Below are 18,588 nucleotides of genomic sequence, written 5' to 3'. Positions count from 1 at the left end.
GGCGATGGTGTCGCTGGTTCTGGCACCGTTGTTTATATAGATTAGATTGGGATTAAAATGAGGCGGAGAAATCGCCTCGAATAAATTGAGCGGGTACTATTCGGTACCCGCTCTTTATTTTTGGTGATCAAATCGATTTATTTTAATCCAAGAATTCCCAGGTTAGACCATAATAATTATAGCGACCGGGAAGCGGATAGTTTTCTTTCAATGAATACTCTACCGATGGTGCGTTTTGGAAGATGTAATAAAACCGGAATTTTTTTATACGGAACGAGAGTTTGATACTCAGGATTATATCTTCACCCAGATCGGCATTATCATAGCCATGATAAGCCGATAGATAAGTCGCCTCACCGTATCCGTATAGGTGAAGATCGAACTTTTCGGAATACAGATGTATCTGAAGACCCGATGACGCCTGATAATCCGGAGCATAAGCCGGATCATCATTGCCGTTTATTTTAATATAATGATACCCCGCCCCGACTGACCAGTTTATCATATCACGCCAGGATAAACGCTGGCGGATTGAGATATCACCGAAATCAATATCGTGATTGGACGGTTGATAAAAACCCAGAATAAAATCGGCCGAATCACGCCGGACCCAGTCGATGCCGTCGGTTATTTTTCCGCCGGTGACCGATACCAGCAGATCGTTTCCGGCCGGTCCCAATCCCAGAGTCAGGTTAGCGGTCAGTTGCCGTTCCTCTTTCAGGTCGGGATTACCTGCCTCGGAATAATCAGCCGTAGCGCCAATAATGGCATTGACTGTCGGATTCAGATCCAATTCATACTGGCGAGGGAATCTTGTGGTATATCCTGCCGAGATAGAATAGTACAACCTTGAGCTTATACCGATTAACGTCAGGGCGGCTGAAGGCGCCGGATCAAAACCGCCGACCTGTTCGGCTTTAATGTAACCGAGCCAGGCCAGAGATGAGTCGCCCAGCATGAATTTGCCTGATATAAACCCGGCGAGTCGTTTGTTATCGACATCAGTATCCTTGTATTTTTCTTGCCGGGCCGAAGCCTCCAGAAACAATCCCAACCCGCCCAGTTTTCTTTCATGGATAAAATGGAAGGAATTGTCGTACACATCAAGTTTCCGGTCGTACGTCCGGGTAGCCTGGTCAAGAGCGGATTCGGAGCGCTGGTGACGGAAGGTGACGGTACTGCTCTGACCGCCGGGGTGGATTAATTCCAGGCCGACCGACAGATCGCGGTCGCGCCGGAAACGGTTCATATATTCCAGAGTGCTGTCCGGCCGGAAAGGAAATTCACCGTCTCGACGGTACAGACGCCCCTGCAAATGAAGATTAAGATTATTTTTCAGCGGATAATCGACTTCGCCCCAGTGGTGATAAGCATCATCTTTGGCGTTACTGAATTCGCCGTTGGCCCGGCGATATTCGGCCGCCAGGCTGACCTGCCGGCCTTCAACCGTCCTGATGGTAAACAAGCCCTTGGTATTGGCGTAACCGAACCATCCTTTGTCCACCGTCATTTTCGATTCCGCCCGGGTGGTGTCGGGTCGAAGCGGAAACATGACCAGTGACGAGGTGGCATTATAACCACCGAAAATCATCCCGAGGGGACCATTGATATTGTAAATCTCTGCCGTCGCGGCGGTGGGCAAATCGTTGAAATCAATCATATTATCGGGTTCCAGATGATGTTCGAGCGGGGAGAGGCGATTGTCGTTGAATATTATATCCATCCGGTCGCCGGGCAGGGTGAAAGGTGAGCAGGTCTTTCTTAAGGGCACAGTCTGGTAGCTAACCGTGAAACAACTCGGAACCAGTCTCAGGTAATCGGCAGCATCATGCTGAAATGACCTGACAGCGTCGTCGTAAAGATTCAATCGTGCTTTTGGAATGATATATTTCAGGCTATCTGCAAAATGATATCGAGGTTGCGGTTTTTCATCGGGCAGCGCAATTTTGATGGGCCGGAAAGGTAGTCCGGTACTGTCAGTTGTTGGATTGGGATCGGGGGTGATAACGGCCGAATCACCCGGTTCCGGATCAATCGTCCCGCCGACCGCCGGAATCATCCCGGGACCGTTTACCAGGAACAATAACACCATAGATATAATGATAATTCTTGTCATTGATCAGCCATTTTTCCCCTGTCGATCATCAGTTTCAGAACCGGGTGCAATAATGGGAATATTATAGCATTTGAGACGATGGTAATCAATGAAAACAATAATCCGCCGATCAATCTCGGCCAGAAAGGCTGAAACAAATAAGCGTCGACAATATCGACTATCAGATGAAAGATCAGTCCACAGAGAAGCCCGCTCAACGCCAGAATGAAAATTACATTTAGGTTGAGCCGTCTGAACGTGATGGGTAAACGGGCCGCGAAGGCCCCAATTATGGCAGAAAAAGAAATCCCCAGCAACTGCGATAGCAGAAGCGGAAAGGGTGCCGGACCGAAAGGATTGAAGTTTGACCAGAGAAAAAAACCGATTACCCCGACCCCGATTCCGGGCCAGATACCCCAGGCGAAACCGGCCGCGAAGACAATGAAAAATGACGGATTGACATTATACAACAGGGAAGTGAAATACGAGAAAATAAAAACCAGAGCCGCAAAAATGGCGACTCTGGTGATTTGTGTAATCCCGGCCTTCATTATTTAATGACGGCGATTTTGAGCTTCTTGTTGATGCTCGGATGGCCATCCTGGAAAGCCAATTCCAGGTAGGCCAGATACACGCCGCTGGCCACCTTTTTACCGCTTTCGTTATCGAGATACCAGGCCGAAAACAGGTTGCTGATATAATCTCCCGACTCGCCGGCGACATCGGGTAACCGGATCACTTTTTCACCGGCCACATTGAAGATCGTCACTTTCAGGATTGCCGGGGCATCCAGCCGTTCACTGGTTTCTACCGAGACCCTGAAAGTTACCGAATCGTCGGGCGAATCGACCCGCATCGGATTAGGGTAAGCCAGAAAGTTGGTGATAAAATCAACATCAGGCGGGCTGATAGAATCGTTGAATATCAGAGTATAGCCATATTTTTTCGGATACGAATTGACACTGGTGGTTACCGGGGTCGCTACACCTATAATATTGCTATAACTGGCTGTTTGAGTATTAAATCTGGCCGCCTGTAATTCAGCAGGCAGAAATTTCTCTATAACTGCGGCCGGGCCGACACCGCTGACCGGAAAGCCCAGAAAAGTTATAGCCCAGGAAATGTGATATGTTGTATCACGAGTACCCAAGAAATAAACATATAATGAATCATCAGCTATCTGTGATATCTGTCTTAAATCGATATAATGGGCGCTGAGATTCTGAGGCATGTGATTCTTGAAACGGGAAATATTCGATCCGTCCAGAAGAGTATCAGTTCGCCAGCCATCGGGTTGGAACCAGATCAGAGTGTCGATATACTCATTGAAAGTCAGAAACATGCTGTCGATGAAACGGGGGTACTGCGCCCCCTCGGAATATCCGATCCCGGCCGGGGCCCGGGAACGGCGGGATCCGGTGAAGACATTCCATACCGCGAATTCATTGAGGAGCGATACCAGATTATATTCCCCGGCGGTGACACTGTCAATCACTTCGTCGACCGCCGTGTGGAACTGCGGCCCCACCCCGAGATCGCGGCATTTTTCCCAGATGGCCCTGATTACACCGGTTCCGAATTTTTCCGATAAAAACAGGGGAAAGATCATGCTGGCATACTGATGTAATCCCTGATCGCGAATACTGACATCCTGCAGGCTGTACCAGGGAGCATTGAAAAAGTACAGCAAATAAGCATAATAATCATTGATATTATCATACGCCATTTCTTCCATCCAGACCGCCGACATCTCCCACCAGTACAGGGCCGCAAGACCGTCATATTCCTGGTACTCTGTATAATCCATTGCGTAATGGATGGTGTGAAAGAACTCGTGAGCCAATGTCACACGAGCGGCATCGAGCCGCCGATTCATGGCATCGCTATCGTTGTAAGGATAAATATTATAGTCATTATCGATGACCAGAAAGGAAGTGACGCTCTGCGTTGTCAGGGCCGTTTCCGGTTCGGTATAACCATAGTAACTTGGTCCCAGATTAAGTATGTAAATATCCTTAAGCGAATCGCCACCCATGGTACCATCAGATGGCGGAGCCGGAAAACCCAGGGCATTGACCTCGAGGGCCCAGACTGAGTCAGCAATAAGAGCAATATGGTTGACATAATCGGGAATCAGATCGCCCCCGCCCAGAGTATCGATATCAACCTGATAGACAGAATTGGGACCTTCGATAGTGTAATGGATACGAAAATGTCCGGCGGCTGACAGATATATGGAATTAAGCCCGCTCGGACGACCAGCGAGCGCGTCAAGATCGGCCGCCAGTTTACCGGTGAAATTCCGGCGGTTTATAAAAGCCGAAAAGACGATATCGGTACCGCAATGAGGTAAATCTACACCTTCCATCGAGGCCGGAAGGGGCCCTTCACCTCGCAAATATCGCAGTCTGTCAAGGATATCCAGTTGCTGTTCTTCCGATAGGCTTGTCGGGTAAGCCGCCTGAATAACGCCCATGAAAATAAGCAGGGCGAGCAAAAGCATGTTTTTCACCGTGGACCTCTATTTTTAAGTTTGACTTTTTCTTTCATAGCGATCAGAAATTCCAGCGGAACCGGCTGGGAACCGATCATGCCGTGCCGATCATCGCGGCCGTGATAATCACTTCCTCCCGATTTCAGGAGACCCTTTTTCTCGGCGATTTTCGTCAATCGTCGCCTGGTGGAGTTGTTGTGAAACGAATGGTACACTTCAATACCGTCCAGTCCGTATTCGGTAAATTCGTCGATATGCACGGCGGCATTGGCAATACCGGGATGAGCCAGAAATGCCAGTCCTTCAGCCTGGTGAATCAATCGAATTGCCTCCCGGGGGGTAAGGTTTGCCTTGGGCACATAGGCCGGTCCGTCCAGTCCGATATACTTATTGAAAGCCTCTTCAAACCTGCCAACAGCTTTAACCCTGACCATGGCATCAGCCACATGGGGTCGGCCGATGGCGGAATCTCCGGCAATTTCCCGAACCAATTCCAGCGGAATATCTATTCCCAGATCTTTTAACTTATTTAACATTTTTTCGCCCCGTTGGTTCCGTTTTTCACGGAAACCTTCGATTGCACGCGAAAAAGCGTCTGCCTTGGGATTAAAATAGTAACCCAGAATATGAATATCCTCGCCATCCTGACCGGCCGACAACTCGACCGCCGGAACCAGTTCCGGGTCGCCTTCTCTTAGCAAATTACAGGCTTCGAGGTAGGCTCCGAAATTATCATGATCGGCGATGGCAACCGCGGCCAGATCCAATTCCCGGGCGAGTCTTAAAATTCCGCCCGGATCATCCCGACCATCGGAATAAGTTGTGTGTACGTGAAGATCGATATATCGGGGCATCTACATTTTACTTTCCACAATATTCTTGATTTCGGCCGCCAGCCCATCACTTTTTTCCTGGAGGTCCCTGATCCTGGATTGCATCTCCCGGACGAATTCCTGATCCTCGAAACCGACAATATTTATTTTCACGTTATAAATGGCTCCCTCGATTGCGGCCTTGGCCATCAGGGCCGCCACTCCGGCATCGGAAACAGAATTTACATTACCTTTTTCGGCAATAATTTTCGACATTTCCATCACCTTCAAAGCCAATCCGGCGGTTTCAAGAGGAACTCTGGCGGCGCCGCGGGTGGCTTCGACAATCGCGGCCGCCCGTTTATCCTGTTCGGCCTCGGTATCTTTGGGCATTCGGCGGGTGGCCACCAGTTGATCAAAGGCCTTGCCATCCTTAACAATCATCTCCCGAATCCGTTCCCGAAGGGTTTCGGATTGCTGTAAAACTTCGGTCAGTTCATCGGAGACATCTTTGTATTTTTTCTTGCCGACCGTCAGCCTGCAAACCATTGAGTTGAGAGCCGCGCCCATTGTCCCGGCCGCCGCCGCCACCGATCCGCCTCCCGGGGTTGGGGTTTTGGCCGCCACCTCATTATAGAAATCAGAGGTCGAGCCCTGTGAACTCCCACCCAAACGCCGTAATTTTTCTTCGAGAACCTGTTCCACCGTGAAATTCTCCAGGCGGAGATAATAATCGGCCACATCGAAAAGCGCCTGTTGAGGAATTAACCCGACGATTTCCGAGGAAACCACATTCACGCCATAGCGGGCCGCCTCGGCTTTGATCGTTTCGAACACACGGAAAATGGGGGTTTTGTTATAGCGGACGAGATTCATCGAAACCTGAACCTGATTACGCTCCGCAATCGCAAAACCCATCGCTTTGCAGAATCGGTAACCGCCCCGGGCATCGCGCACAGCCGTGGCTATATTTTTAGCAATAGAAACCCGATTGGTATCTAGGTAAACATTGTAGGCCACCAGGGGGAATCTGACGCCAATGGCGGTTGAGCCGGCTTTAAGATTCATTTTAGAGGGGCCGAAATCCGGTTTTCTTTCCGGATCGGTTTCGATACTGTCGCGGATCCCCTCATACTCTCCCCGCCGGACATCGGCCAGGTTTTCCCGGTCGGGCCGGCTGGCCGCTGATTCATACAGGTAAATGGGAATATCCAATTCATCGCCGACTCGCTGGCCGAGCTGTTTGGCCAACTCCACCGCCTCGGCTACCGAGAAGTCGGAGATGGGAATAAAAGGACAAACGTCGGTTGCGCCCATGCGGGGGTGCTCACCCTTATGGGTGGTCATATCGATTAATTCCGATGCCTTTTTAATACCCCGGAAACAGGCCTCGACAGCATACTCGGGCTGGCAGACGAAGGTCACTACCGCTCGATTATGATCGCCATCCATTTCGCGGTCAAGCAGAACGACTGTATCTACCGAAGTTATTTCATTTATTATCTGGTCGAGCACTTCCGGTCTTCTCCCTTCAGAGAAGTTCGGGACGCATTCAACGAGTCTAATCATTTTTTGATCTCCATTTTCTTTTGTGATTCCGAAATATAAGCGTTAAGTCCCCAGGCCAGCAGGGGAATCATTATTTCGTGATGTCCGATAAAATTGAAACCGCGGCCCCCACCGGAGGTCGGGCGACTGACGACATTGACCATCGGCCGATAGTGATTGATCATATCGAAATTGGCGGTGGTGATATTACTTTTTCGTTTTTTCAGATTACGGGCCACGGTGAGAGCTTTCAGGAAAACTTCCGGTAGAATCACCGCCGAGCCGATATTGGCAACCGCGCCGCCCCGATCAACATCAATCAGCAACCGGGAGAGAATTTTAAAATCCCGGTATGAAGCTTCGGCTGTTGGTCCGGGCCGGAAAGAGGGCTGTTGCTGGACAATATCGGTTCCAATCACCAGGTGTACCATGGCGGGTAAATGCAATCGATCGGAAGCCGCCATAAGAGAATACCGGCGGTATCGGGCTTTGCGGCGATTGATATACATACCGGCGGCTTCGCCCAGGCCGATATTTTCTTTTTCGGCCAGATCGACTACTCCGGCAAACCAATCCCCGGTTTCCCGGGCCATGCCAAAGGTTCCATCCTCAAGACCGACCTGAACATCCTCGGAGGTTTCGCCATTAAAGGCCAGTTCGAGATCATGAATCAGCCCCGCCGAATTCAACGAGATGCCGGTCACCAGGCCTTTCTCCATTAGATCGATTATAATGGGGGAGAGACCGACTTTGATAACGTGAGCCCCCATCATCATAATAAATGGAAAACCTTTGCGACGGGCGACTGTGACCCGATAGATGAATTGTTTCAAGTCGGCGGCTTTCAGGAAATCGGGCAGACTGTCGAAAAAGGTATGCGCTCCCTGCGAATTGATGGGCCACGCAAAGGCTCTGACAGCCGCCTTACTATGGCGGGTATCAATATTAATCGTTCTGATTTTTTTCAGATCAGCCTGTTTAAATCGGGTCATAATTATCTAAAAATCGAGAATTTCACCCAGTTGATAGTCGGTCAACTCGGCCGAAATCGAGCCGACCAACACTTTTGATTTCATCAGGACGGGTAATTTCAAACGGTCATCGGTCAGCCAGACTTTCAACCGTCCTTCATGCTGAAAAATACCGGCCGAGAGGAGTAACGGTTCGACCACCAAGCAGTCGAATTTCCCGGCCTTCACCTTGACGGTTTCTTTCTGGAGAACCCGGACTTCCATTGGGTACGATTTGCCATCGGTGAAATTATCGACGTAGATGGACTCACCGATTTTTAAATCACGGGTCCTGACATAATATAATATGGACAAAGCGTCTTGGATATAATTATTGATATCCAATGTGTCGTTTTCATAGATAACCCGATGGTTTTCCTGGTCGAAAGAATAGCTCTTGTTTGCCTGATAACTCCCCTCGCTCAGCTTTTTCTCGAAATGCCAGCTAAACAGGCCCCGGGCGTCGAAAACCGATTCAACCCGATCCTCCACGCGGTAAAATGACGAGAAAAATCGGTTGGAGTTGGCTGTCGATATCAGCAGATAACAGGGCCGCCCATTATATTCAATCAAATCCTTGACCTCCATAGTGGCATAACCGGCATTAATAAAACCGTAGCCGATATCGAATTGCAGTATTTCGCCAATTCCGAAAGCGAGGTTCTCCTCATAACGGCCGATACCGCTATCGTCAGTCACGGCGGGCGATTCGGTGCCGGCCGAGGCTTTGCGCGGGACTATTTCGATAAAATAGAATCCGGTCGCAAAGGTTATCAGGCTTAAGGCTACTATTAATATCTTTTTAACCATACAGACCATTATTCCGATTTTTGACCAGCCATTTTTGCCAGATCGGGGAGAATTCGGCCCAGCTCTTCACCAATTTCCAGAAAAGTCTGGTTGTACATATCGAGTGAACCGCCAATAGGGTCCTCGACTCCATCACCTTCGCAACCGGATTGCGGAAAATTCTTTAAAAGATATGTTTTCTGTTCAGCTGATGGATCGATCAGTCCGACTTCCCGGCAATGGCTCGATGTCATACCGATAATAACATCGGCGTTTTTTATCAATTCGGCGGTAAGAGGCTGGGATCTGTGACGGGTTATGTCGGCCTCCCACATTTTCACGGCCTCGATAGCGTAAGTCGTGGCTGGAAATCCCGCGGCCGCCGCCGTTCCGGACGAACAAACCACAATTCCTTCGATATTACGATTTTCCAGCAATTTTTCCAGGCCGCCTTCGGCCATCGGTGACCGACAAGTATTGCCGGTGCAAACAAACATAACTCGTAACATGCCGGCGATTAATTCTCCTTCATTGCCTTTTCGATTTCATCCGGTCCATAAACTCCGGTTCTCAGAATGCGGTAATTTTCACCGGTACAATCCACAACCGTGGAAGGTAAGGAATTAAGACGACCGGAATCAAGATATAAATCGACTTTAACCCCAAAAATATCAGCCGCAATATCTATGGTCTCCGGTGTCGGCTGACCGGAAAGATTGGCACTGGTGGCGGTCAGATTGAAATCGACCCGGTTCATTATTTTGTCGATTAGCGGCGACGACGAATACCTGATTCCGATTTTATGATCGGTGACAATCGGGGCCGGGAATCCGGCGCGATCGGATAGGATCAGGGTCAGCGGTCCCGGAAGCAAGGTCCGGGCGAGTTTTCGTGCGGTACGATTTAAATCGGCCAGGAAATCGATTTCCTTCAGTGAACGGACGAATATTGCGGTCGGCAGGTTCAGACTCCTTTGCTTCAAATTGAAAATTTTTTTTACCACCTCATCTCTGTCAGTTCTACCCAGAAAACCGTAATTCGTTTCCGTGGGAGCAATGATAAGGCCGCCTTTGGTCAAAACCTCGGCGGCTTTTTCAATAGTATCAAAATCAGGCCGATATTGATCAGTCTTCAGGATATTGAGGATTCTCATCAATCGGTTCCGGTCTAATCAGGCCCGTATCGCTTGTATCCACCAGCGGCGGCAGGTTGTCATCATAGATATCATCGAGCTTTTCGATATTAAGGCTTATCCGAACCACCCAGGCGTTTTTGTAGCCGGCTTCCCTGGCAACCGGGAGATAATCCTCAGCCTCCCGCCGGGAACCGAAATCGGCTACCCGCACTTTATAGTACGGCACCTCATAATCAAGATAAACCGGCCGATCAAAGACCTCCCGGGCAATATTCAGTTCCTTGGCCGCGGGGCCATAAGTGTTGGACGTAAATAGCTGTATCCGGTAATCCTCCCGCGCGGCCGCCGTGACTATCCCCAAAGGTGATAAAGCGCTTGTGTCGGCGGTGAATCCGGAGGTGTCAATTCGGGCAGCAATTGGATATAAGGCCGGAACGTTTATATAATCATCGGAGAGGGCCATTGGATTATAAGCAATCTCTTTTGAAGATTTTTCACCCTTGGCGATTTCCTCGCCGGGCCGATCAAAAGATCCCCGGCACCCGGCCAGAATAATGATCAGGACGGCCCATAAAAAAGCCACCGTTATTGATTGCGATTTAATCATAAGTATTTCTTCAGGTCTTCTTCCTGTCCCAATTCCTTGAGTACTTTCTTAACTTCGTTGACTTTGGTTTTATGAGCCACCAGGACGATGTCATCGGTTTTAACGATAACCGTATCGGAGACCCCGATCGAGACTATTATACCGCCGTTTTCGTTATAAATCGTGGTTTCATACGTACCCTCGGTCCGGGCGCGGCCGATGATGACATTGTTATCCATATCCTTTTCTTTGTATCGCTCCAGGGCATTCCAGCTTCCGACGTCATCCCAGATAATATCCCCCTTGATAGCCAGAACGTTTTCGGCATTTTCGAGAACGGCGAAATCTATGGATATCGGGGGACTCTGTTTATACAAACGGCTTCGCTCCGAGGATTCCCGGTCGGTGCCGATTTCCCGGGAATAATTATCGAGCAGAGTGCACATCTCCGGCTGACACTGATCGATAGCATTGATTACGGCATCGACCGACCAGATGAACATACCCGAATTCCAGAGATGTTTTCGCCCGTAATAGTACTGCTGGGCAACCACCGGTTTCGGTTTTTCGGTGAATGAATCGACTTCATAGACGGCAATCCCATCGACTATTTTGTACTGCTCGGCCATTTTGATATAGCCATAACCGGTTTCCGCGCGGGTCGGGTCGATCCCGATCGTAATCAGCTTTTCTTCCTCGGAAGCGATTCTGGCTCCAGCCTTGATTATTGCAAGTAGTTTTTCGGGGGGCTTGATAATGTGATCCGCCGAGAGAACCACCATGACCGCTTTGGGATCGATTTTCTTGAGATGTTCCGCGGCCAGACCGATGGCCAGGCAGGTGTCGCGCCCGAATGGTTCTCCCAGAATATTTTCCGGCTTGAGGGATTTAATTTCCTTCAGTATCGGCGCCGTCATATCGGCCGAGGTAACCACCAGAATCCGTTCCAGGGGAATCAGGGGGAGAATGCGGTCGATAGTTTCCTGAAGCATGGTTTTATCGGAAATCAGTTTGAGAAGCTGTTTTGGCCGGTTCACCCGTGATAGTGGCCAGAACCGCTCTCCGCGCCCGCCCGCCAGGATAACTCCGTAAATCAATCGACTTTCCTCCTGCCTGTAAAATTACCTGATACAACGAATCGGGGAATGCCCCGCTATGATAATAGCCTATTCACCAAAAACAACCGCCTGGAATTTGTAAATAACCGCATCGGGATCTTTATAAGCATCCGGCGATAAACCGGCCTTGTGGCAGGTTTGCTGTAAAAACTGATTCCTATCCCAGCCATAATCAACCGCAACCTGAGGTAGTAACAACCCTCGGCTGTTGCCTTTGAAAAGCATTAAACCGTCCCTTCCTACTTCGATTTCGTCCAGTGAAACCACCTTTTGCATCGGGGTCAGGACCGAAATTTCGATATGCAACCGTCCCACTTCGTCACTATCAACCGGCGGGAAACGGGGATCGGCTACCCCTGCCTGTACCGCGCAGGTTGAAACTGTCTTGTATAATGGTTCCACGGCCATGGTATGACCGATACAGCCCCGCAGATTACCGTTTTCTTCCAGAGTGACAAAAGCGGCCCCGAATTTGTTCAGATTATCATTTACCTTAAATTCCGGAATCGTCCCATTCTTCAGATAACTTTCCAAAGACGACCGGGCAATTTCCAGTAAAACCTTTTTTTCATCTTTACTTAATTCGAACTTATCCGGCAATTTTTTTTCCTCCACGGCGCCCTGTTGACCGCCTACTTTGGCTTTATCGCCCGTCAAATCAGCCTTATAGATAACAGCCGCAACATACCCCACCACCGAGTTTTTATCGCCGCTGATATCGCCGGAATCGCCATATTTTAAAATCTTAACCCTGTTGGCTCCTTTGGTGATAGCCGCTCTCATGACCGCCACCACTGTTCCACCGCCGCACATTTCAGTCTGGTGATTCTGAAGGGCTCTTTCGAGTCTGACGGGATCCAGGTTCTCCAGACAGACCATACCCACCGAATCCATGGGATAACCATCTTTCGCCGAACGGTAATGCTGCCAGTCGGTGGAAGCCACCATGATGGTGCTATCATCGAATTCCAGTGATTTTAAGGCATTGGTCAAAAGGTCAATATTCTCTTTGGAGGGATTGCCCATTAAGATCGGGGTAATAAAGAAATCGCCCAGAGCCACCTGGAGGTAGGGCAGTTGCACCTCAAGAGAGTGTTCCTGGAGATGGGGGGCCGCGTTGAATTCAATTTTTTCATCGAATCCGATCAGCTTCGTAGTGTAGTTATTTTCGCACTGGATTGAACCCAGGGGAGTGGACCAGGTAACATAAGGGCCATAGACTGAAAGACCATCGAAAGGATAACGGTGGGCCCCGCCGCATAATATGACTTTATTAATATGATTCCCATCGAGGAGCTTATAGCCATATGCGGCGATTTGTCCCGAATAAACCAGACCGGCATGTGGAACAACCAAAGCCAGGATCCGGCCATCAATTTCCGGCAGATTTCCAACCCGTGCCAGATGAGTTTCCACCATTTGCCGTAATTCGGCCTCATCGGCCGGATAAAAGCTTCCGGCCACAGCCGGTTTACGATTGGGACCGGCCGCCAGACTGCCCGCTATCAGTGCCAATAAGGCCGCAACTACCAATAATACAAGGAATTTCCTCATCATAAAACCACCTTTTGAGAATACACATCTTTATACACACGGTCAAGGAAAAAAGTGTTGACAGTATCTGCGAAAATAGTTGTATAATATTGATATGAGCCGGGTGATAGTTGTCAAATGGGCCGATCGGAATCACCGCCGAGATTTCACCACCGAGGAGTATAAAACACTCATCGATTATGGATTGCGAAAATTGGCCGGTTCGGATTCCGTTTCCGGGGCCGTATCAAAATGCCTTCCCGTCGGGGTGATTGGCTTCAAAACCAATTGCCTGGCGAGAAAATTCAATTCCACACCGGTGGCATTATGCGATGCCCTGGCGGAAACGCTCGGGAAGTGCGGATTCGAAGAAAACGATATTATTATCTGGGATCGAAGCAATGATGAACTCGAAAAAGCCGGTTTCAAACTGAACGCTTCATCTTTCGGCCGCCGCTGTTTCGGCACCAACAGCAATGGAGTGGGATACAGCCGCGATTTTTACAGCTCGGGGAAGGTCAATTCGCTGGTTAGCCGTATTTTAACCGACCTGGTTAATCACAATATCAATCTTCCGATTCTCAAGGATCATTCCATCGCCGGGCTTTCCGGAGGGTTGAAAAATATGTACGGGGCTATCAACAATCCCAACAAATACCATATTCCCAACTGCGATCCCTATGCGGCCCATATCTCTAATCTGAAACCGATTAAAAGCAAAAACCGGCTGACTATTATTGACGCGGTCAGAATTCAGTATCATTTCGGACCGGGTTTCGACAACCGCTATCTTGATTATTATAATGGTTTGATTCTTTCCGATGATCCGGTGGCGGCCGATCGGGTGGCTCTGGAAATCCTGGAGTATTTCCGGCGTTTGCATAATTTGCCATCCCTTGAACAGGATAATCGTCCGGTAAAGTATCTTGATTCAGCCTCGGCCATTGGACTGGGGGAAAGCCGGCTGGAGAATATAATTATTGATACGGCCGTTATCGATTCCGATGGTCGGGCTTCAACAGGGGAATTATTGTGATGAAACGCCGATATTTTCTCAAATGTCTGGGATGCGGCGCGGTTCTTACCGCCACCTCGCAGACCGGCCTTATTCCCGGAATAATCGGCGGTATTCAGAATGCCTGGGCCCTCGATTTCACTCATGAATTATCAGATATGGAAGCCCGATATTATAAAAAACTGGAGAATGGGGGAGTGGAATGTATTCTGTGTCCCCGCCATTGCCGGGTGACCGATCTTGAACGGGGTTATTGCGGTGTCCGCGAAAACCGGAAAGATGTTTACCATACCCTGGTATATGGACGACCCTGTGCCGTTAATATCGATCCCATTGAAAAAAAGCCACTCTTTCATTTCTATCCCGGGACGACAGCTTTTTCTCTGGCAACTGCCGGATGTAATTGCAATTGCAAATTCTGCCAGAACTACGATATTTCCCAGTCCCGGCCGGAGCAGACCGATAACATGAATCTCCCCCCGGAGGAAATTGTCTCATCATGTCTTTCCCGCAAAGTCCCGATTATCGCTTACACCTATTCCGAGCCAGTCATCTTTTACGAGTACATGTATGACACCGCCAAACTTGGACGCGAAAAGGGTATTAAGTCGGTCATGATAACGGGGGGATATATCGAAAAAGATCCTCTGGCCGACTTGCTCAATCATCTCGATGCCGTCAAGGTGGATTTGAAAGCGATACGTGATGGCTATTATAAGAATATAGTTGACAGTGAATTACGGCCAATCCTTAATGCAATACTTCAAATAAAAAAGGCCGGGGTATGGTTGGAACTGGTCTATCTAGTGGTCCCCACTCTCAATGATTCGGAATCGGAATTCAAGGATTTGGCCTCCTGGATCAAGACCAATCTGGGACTGGATACGCCGCTTCATTTTTCTCGTTTTTATCCCCAGTACCTGTTAAAAGACCTGCCACCAACACCGGAGAAGACCCTCCAGATGGCTCATGATATTTGCCGGGCTGAGGGTCTGGAGTATGTTTATCTGGGTAACCTGCCCCGGCATCCGGCGGAATCTACTTATTGTCCCAAGTGCGGCAAGGTTCTGATCGAACGGGCCGGGTACCGCATTCTGCAGAACAATCTTAAAGGTAACTACTGCTCCTATTGTGGTCATGAAATACCGGGGCGGTATTAAATGAAAAGACAGGCCTTTTTGCTCGGTTTTTTTTCGACCGGGGGACAGATTCTTCTTCTGCGGGAACTGGTATCATCATTTAATGGCAACGAGCTTCTGATCGGGATTGCCTTTTTCGGCTGGATGATTGCTATCGCTCTGGGGGCTATTTTCGGTGGTCGGATAAAGATCAAATTGCCGCCGACCGCGCTTTTTATTATCGGAGCCATTATCCTGCCCGGTCTTATTATCGATATCAGATTGATACCGTTATTGCTGACGACGGTCATCGGAGAGGTCATTCCTTTCAGCACGGCCGCGCTTTGCTCAATGGCCTTGATGATCCCGATCGGCTTTGTTTCCGGGCGGCTATTTACGGCCATTGCCCGCCGGGAACATCGTCCGGCCGCCTCTGTAGTTGTGGTTTACCTCTTTGAGGGATTAGGGGCCTTTGTCGGCGGCGCCGCTATTACGGCTTTGATTGGAGTTGTTTTTTCCACTCTGGCCATGTCGCTGGCTATTGGGGCTGTCGTTGTTATACTATTATTCGAGAGCGATAGCCGCCCCGGGATTTTGGTTCAGGCCGTCCTTTTGATGGCTGTATTGGTTCTGATCTGGTTTCAGGTATCGGAGCTTGATCTGGCCATCGACCGGCATAAATACCGGGCCTATCGGGTGGAAAAGACTTTCGACACCCATTATTCCCATCAGACAATTCTTTCCCGAGAAAATACATTTACCCTTCTTACCGATAATATGGTTGAGGCGGTTTATCCCGATCAAGTCGGTACCGAAAATACACTTATCCCGCCTTTGCTTTATCATCCCGGAATCAAACGAATCCTAATTATCGGTCGGGCCGAATTTGGTATCCGGCAATTGGCCGGCAGTCTGACCGGATTAATGATAACTGCCGTTGATCCCCGGCCGTCGCTTGATGGTGAAATCGATCGATATCTTCCTGCGGATGGTCCGTTGTTGCGCGATAGTGATGATCCCTTGAAATATTTTATTCGCCATAACAGCGCCCATTTCTATGATCTGATTATTTTGAATCCCGGCCCGCCGGACAATTATCGCAACGGTCGTTTTCTTACCGAGCGGTTTCTGGGCCTGACCAAAACCCTTCTGAAATCCGACGGGATTTTGTATTACCCCTCCGATTATGATACCGATCGTTATATCTCACCGGAGAAAAAAGAACTGCTGACGGTCATTTTTTATACCCTGGAAGCGAATTTCCGCCATGTTCACATATGGCCGGGAGAAAAGACTCTGTTTCTGGCTTCGGACTCCGATTGTTTTAAAATTCCTGCCGGGGCTCTATTCGCGCGAATCGATTCCCTTGGTTATATGCCGCAATATATCAATCAGGCCTATCTGGCCGATCGCCTGAATGAATTACGGGTTGATCGGCTGGAACAGGCTGTCAGCGAAAAAAGCGGGATCAATACCATTGAAAAACCGATTCTGGAATATTTGCAGGCGATTTATAGATCTCAAACCGGCCCCCTTGACAGGAACATAGTCCCTTACATTTTCAAGGAAAATAAATGGGTAATATTTATTCCGGGGATTATTCTGTTGTTATTTCTGGTGCTGGTGATGGGACGGCAGAAACGCCGTAGGTTTGGTCTTTTTCTTTATTTTACGGCCGGGGTAGTGTCACTTTCCTTGGAATTGATTGCCTTCTATTTATATCAGGCGACGGCCGGATCGCTTTATGCCGAAATGTCGATTCTGATCGGTGTTTTTATGCTGGGATTATCCCTGGGCACTTATTACTCCTATCGAATCAATAAAGAAAACCTGGAATTCCCAGCCCTCCTGCTCCTGTTGACCGCCGCGGTGATTCTTCTGGTCACTCATCACAGGATCAATCCCGGGGCATTACTTTTTTATCATATCTTTTTCCTGTTCACGGTAGCATTGGCCACCGGTTCGTTATTCGTCGCGGCCACCGATCGTTATTATTATGGAAGAGCCGAGGTAAACCGGGGGATAGGTTATGCCATGGAAATTCTTGGCTCGGCCATTGGGGCCCTCTTGACAACCACCATTCTTTTGCCGTTAATCGGCCTGCCATGGCTGTTAGGAGCTATTATCATCATTTTAATTTTATCCCTGGTCGGGGCCATTATTACCGCCGGGTGAATTATCTTTATTCTTTGAATTCACCTCGCGCCGCTTTATTTTGTCGCCATGAGTCTTAAAATCCGGGATATCGAAACTCCGGCACTGCTTATCGAAAAAACGGTCATGGAAAATAATATCCGGGCCATGCAACATCTGGCCGATTTAAACGACGTTAAGCTGAGAGTGCATATCAAGACTCATAAAATTCCGGAACTGGCCCTAAAACAGCTCAAAGAAGGAGCGGCGGGAATTGCAGTGGCCAAACTGGGCGAGGCCGAAATAATGGCCGGGGCAGGAATTCGGGATATCCAGGTCGCCAATATAATTGTCGGACCGGAAAAAATAGCCCGCCTCCTGAAACTCCACCGAACCTGCCGGATTACCGTTGCCATAGACTCAATCGAAAATGCTCGCCAACTTTCGACCGCATTTGAAAAGGCCGGCCGGATACTGGAGGTGCTGGTTGAAATAAATACCGGCCTCAATCGCGCCGGACTCAATTCGTATGATGAGTTGCTGGCATTACTTAAGAAATGCCAGCGGTTGAAAGGACTTAGTGTTACAGGTTTAATGACTCATGCCGGGCATGCCTACGGCGCGCGCAGTCTGGCTGAAATCGAGAAAATCGGGAGAAAAGAGGGGCGAATTTTGGTCCGGTATGCAGCCCGATTGAAAGCCGACGGGTTTGACAATGTCGAAGTCGTTTCGGTTGGTTCCACTCCAACCGCCCGGTTTTGTTCGGCCATTAAGGGTGTTACAGAACTCCGGGTCGGTAATTATATTTTTAATGATATGTCTCAAGTATCACTCAATATGGCAAGCGTAAGCGATTGTGCATTAACGGTATTATCGTCGGTGGTAAGCCGTCCGAAAAAATCCCGGACAGTTATCGATGCCGGAAGTAAATCTCTGGCTCTGGACCGGGGGGCGCATGGACGGGAGACAATCAGAGGATTCGGGCATATTGTCGGGGGTGGAGGCGAGATTATCAGATTATCAGAGGAACATGGCATAATCGAGAATGTTACCAGGAATTTCAAACTCGGTCAGAAAATCCGCATCATGCCAAACCATGCCTGCACGGTTATGAATTTATTCGACCATGCCTATCTGGTCGATGGAAATACTGTCCTGAAGAAATACCCGATTGCCGCGCGGGGAAAATCTCAATGAGGTTA

The 18,588-nt window shown here is 49.1% G+C and carries 16 protein-coding genes; 4 read left to right on the top strand and 12 right to left on the bottom strand.

Annotated elements, in window-relative coordinates; genetic code table 11:
- Positions 1-142: 142 nt before the first annotated feature.
- The 12 genes from JXQ28_07605 to amrB form a co-directional block, all read right to left on the bottom strand.
- Positions 143-2,116 (bottom strand): hypothetical protein, encoded by a 1,974-nt coding sequence (locus JXQ28_07605; protein MBN2277595.1) that lies wholly within the window; start codon positions 2,114-2,116, stop codon positions 143-145.
- Complete coding sequence (locus JXQ28_07600) at positions 2,113-2,646, bottom strand: ECF transporter S component (GenBank protein MBN2277594.1); 534 nt, start codon at positions 2,644-2,646, stop codon at positions 2,113-2,115. Before JXQ28_07600 ends, JXQ28_07605 begins: the two co-directional genes overlap by 4 nt.
- Positions 2,646-4,598, bottom strand: coding sequence for a hypothetical protein (locus JXQ28_07595; protein ID MBN2277593.1), 1,953 nt, complete (start codon positions 4,596-4,598; stop codon positions 2,646-2,648). The genes JXQ28_07600 and JXQ28_07595 overlap by 1 nt, the downstream gene beginning before the upstream one ends.
- Positions 4,599-4,603: 5 nt before the next feature.
- A complete protein-coding gene (locus JXQ28_07590; GenBank protein ID MBN2277592.1) occupies positions 4,604-5,443 on the bottom strand; it encodes a PHP domain-containing protein in 840 nt (279 codons plus the stop codon).
- Positions 5,444-6,970 carry a glutamate formimidoyltransferase gene (ftcD, locus tag JXQ28_07585; protein ID MBN2277591.1) on the bottom strand — a complete coding sequence of 509 codons (1,527 nt, stop codon included), beginning with the start codon at positions 6,968-6,970 and terminating at the stop codon, positions 5,444-5,446.
- A complete protein-coding gene (locus JXQ28_07580) occupies positions 6,967-7,941 on the bottom strand; it encodes a hypothetical protein (GenBank protein ID MBN2277590.1) in 975 nt (324 codons plus the stop codon). Before JXQ28_07580 ends, ftcD begins: the two co-directional genes overlap by 4 nt.
- A 6-nt stretch (positions 7,942-7,947) precedes the next feature.
- Positions 7,948-8,769: a DUF3108 domain-containing protein gene (locus JXQ28_07575; GenBank protein ID MBN2277589.1), complete on the bottom strand. Its 822-nt coding sequence runs from the start codon at positions 8,767-8,769 to the stop codon at positions 7,948-7,950.
- An 8-nt stretch (positions 8,770-8,777) separates the two neighbouring features.
- Complete coding sequence (locus tag JXQ28_07570) at positions 8,778-9,257, bottom strand: low molecular weight protein arginine phosphatase (GenBank protein MBN2277588.1); 480 nt, start codon at positions 9,255-9,257, stop codon at positions 8,778-8,780.
- 8 nt (positions 9,258-9,265) lie between these two features.
- Positions 9,266-9,901: a threonylcarbamoyl-AMP synthase gene (locus JXQ28_07565; GenBank protein ID MBN2277587.1), complete on the bottom strand. Its 636-nt coding sequence runs from the start codon at positions 9,899-9,901 to the stop codon at positions 9,266-9,268.
- Positions 9,873-10,490: an SPOR domain-containing protein gene (locus tag JXQ28_07560; protein ID MBN2277586.1), complete on the bottom strand. Its 618-nt coding sequence runs from the start codon at positions 10,488-10,490 to the stop codon at positions 9,873-9,875. The genes JXQ28_07565 and JXQ28_07560 overlap by 29 nt, the downstream gene beginning before the upstream one ends.
- Complete coding sequence (locus tag JXQ28_07555; protein ID MBN2277585.1) at positions 10,487-11,566, bottom strand: mannose-1-phosphate guanylyltransferase; 1,080 nt, start codon at positions 11,564-11,566, stop codon at positions 10,487-10,489. Before JXQ28_07555 ends, JXQ28_07560 begins: the two co-directional genes overlap by 4 nt.
- A 69-nt stretch (positions 11,567-11,635) precedes the next feature.
- Positions 11,636-13,144, bottom strand: a complete 1,509-nt coding sequence (gene amrB, locus JXQ28_07550; protein MBN2277584.1) for an AmmeMemoRadiSam system protein B — start codon at positions 13,142-13,144, stop codon at positions 11,636-11,638.
- A 76-nt stretch (positions 13,145-13,220) separates the two neighbouring features.
- Here amrB and JXQ28_07545 point away from each other — a divergent pair, with 76 nt between their 5' ends.
- Genes JXQ28_07545 through JXQ28_07530 form a run of 4 tightly spaced genes read left to right on the top strand, consistent with a single transcriptional unit; the run spans position 13,221 to position 18,583 of the window.
- Positions 13,221-14,156, top strand: coding sequence for a DUF362 domain-containing protein (locus JXQ28_07545; protein ID MBN2277583.1), 936 nt, complete (start codon positions 13,221-13,223; stop codon positions 14,154-14,156).
- Positions 14,153-15,295 (top strand): AmmeMemoRadiSam system radical SAM enzyme, encoded by a 1,143-nt coding sequence (gene amrS / locus JXQ28_07540; protein ID MBN2277582.1) that lies wholly within the window; start codon positions 14,153-14,155, stop codon positions 15,293-15,295. Before JXQ28_07545 ends, amrS begins: the two co-directional genes overlap by 4 nt.
- Entirely contained in the window at positions 15,296-17,428 is a 2,133-nt protein-coding gene (locus JXQ28_07535) for a hypothetical protein (protein MBN2277581.1), read from the top strand.
- A 48-nt stretch (positions 17,429-17,476) separates the two neighbouring features.
- A complete protein-coding gene (locus JXQ28_07530; protein ID MBN2277580.1) occupies positions 17,477-18,583 on the top strand; it encodes an alanine racemase in 1,107 nt (368 codons plus the stop codon).
- The last annotated feature ends 5 nt before the right edge of the window (positions 18,584-18,588 follow it).

The sequence above is a fragment of the Candidatus Zixiibacteriota bacterium genome (assembly GCA_016933955.1).
Lineage (GTDB): Bacteria > Zixibacteria > MSB-5A5 > GN15 > PGXB01 > JAFGTT01.
Note: the sequence above shows the minus strand (reverse complement) of the source record. Positions and strands in the feature narration are given on the sequence as shown.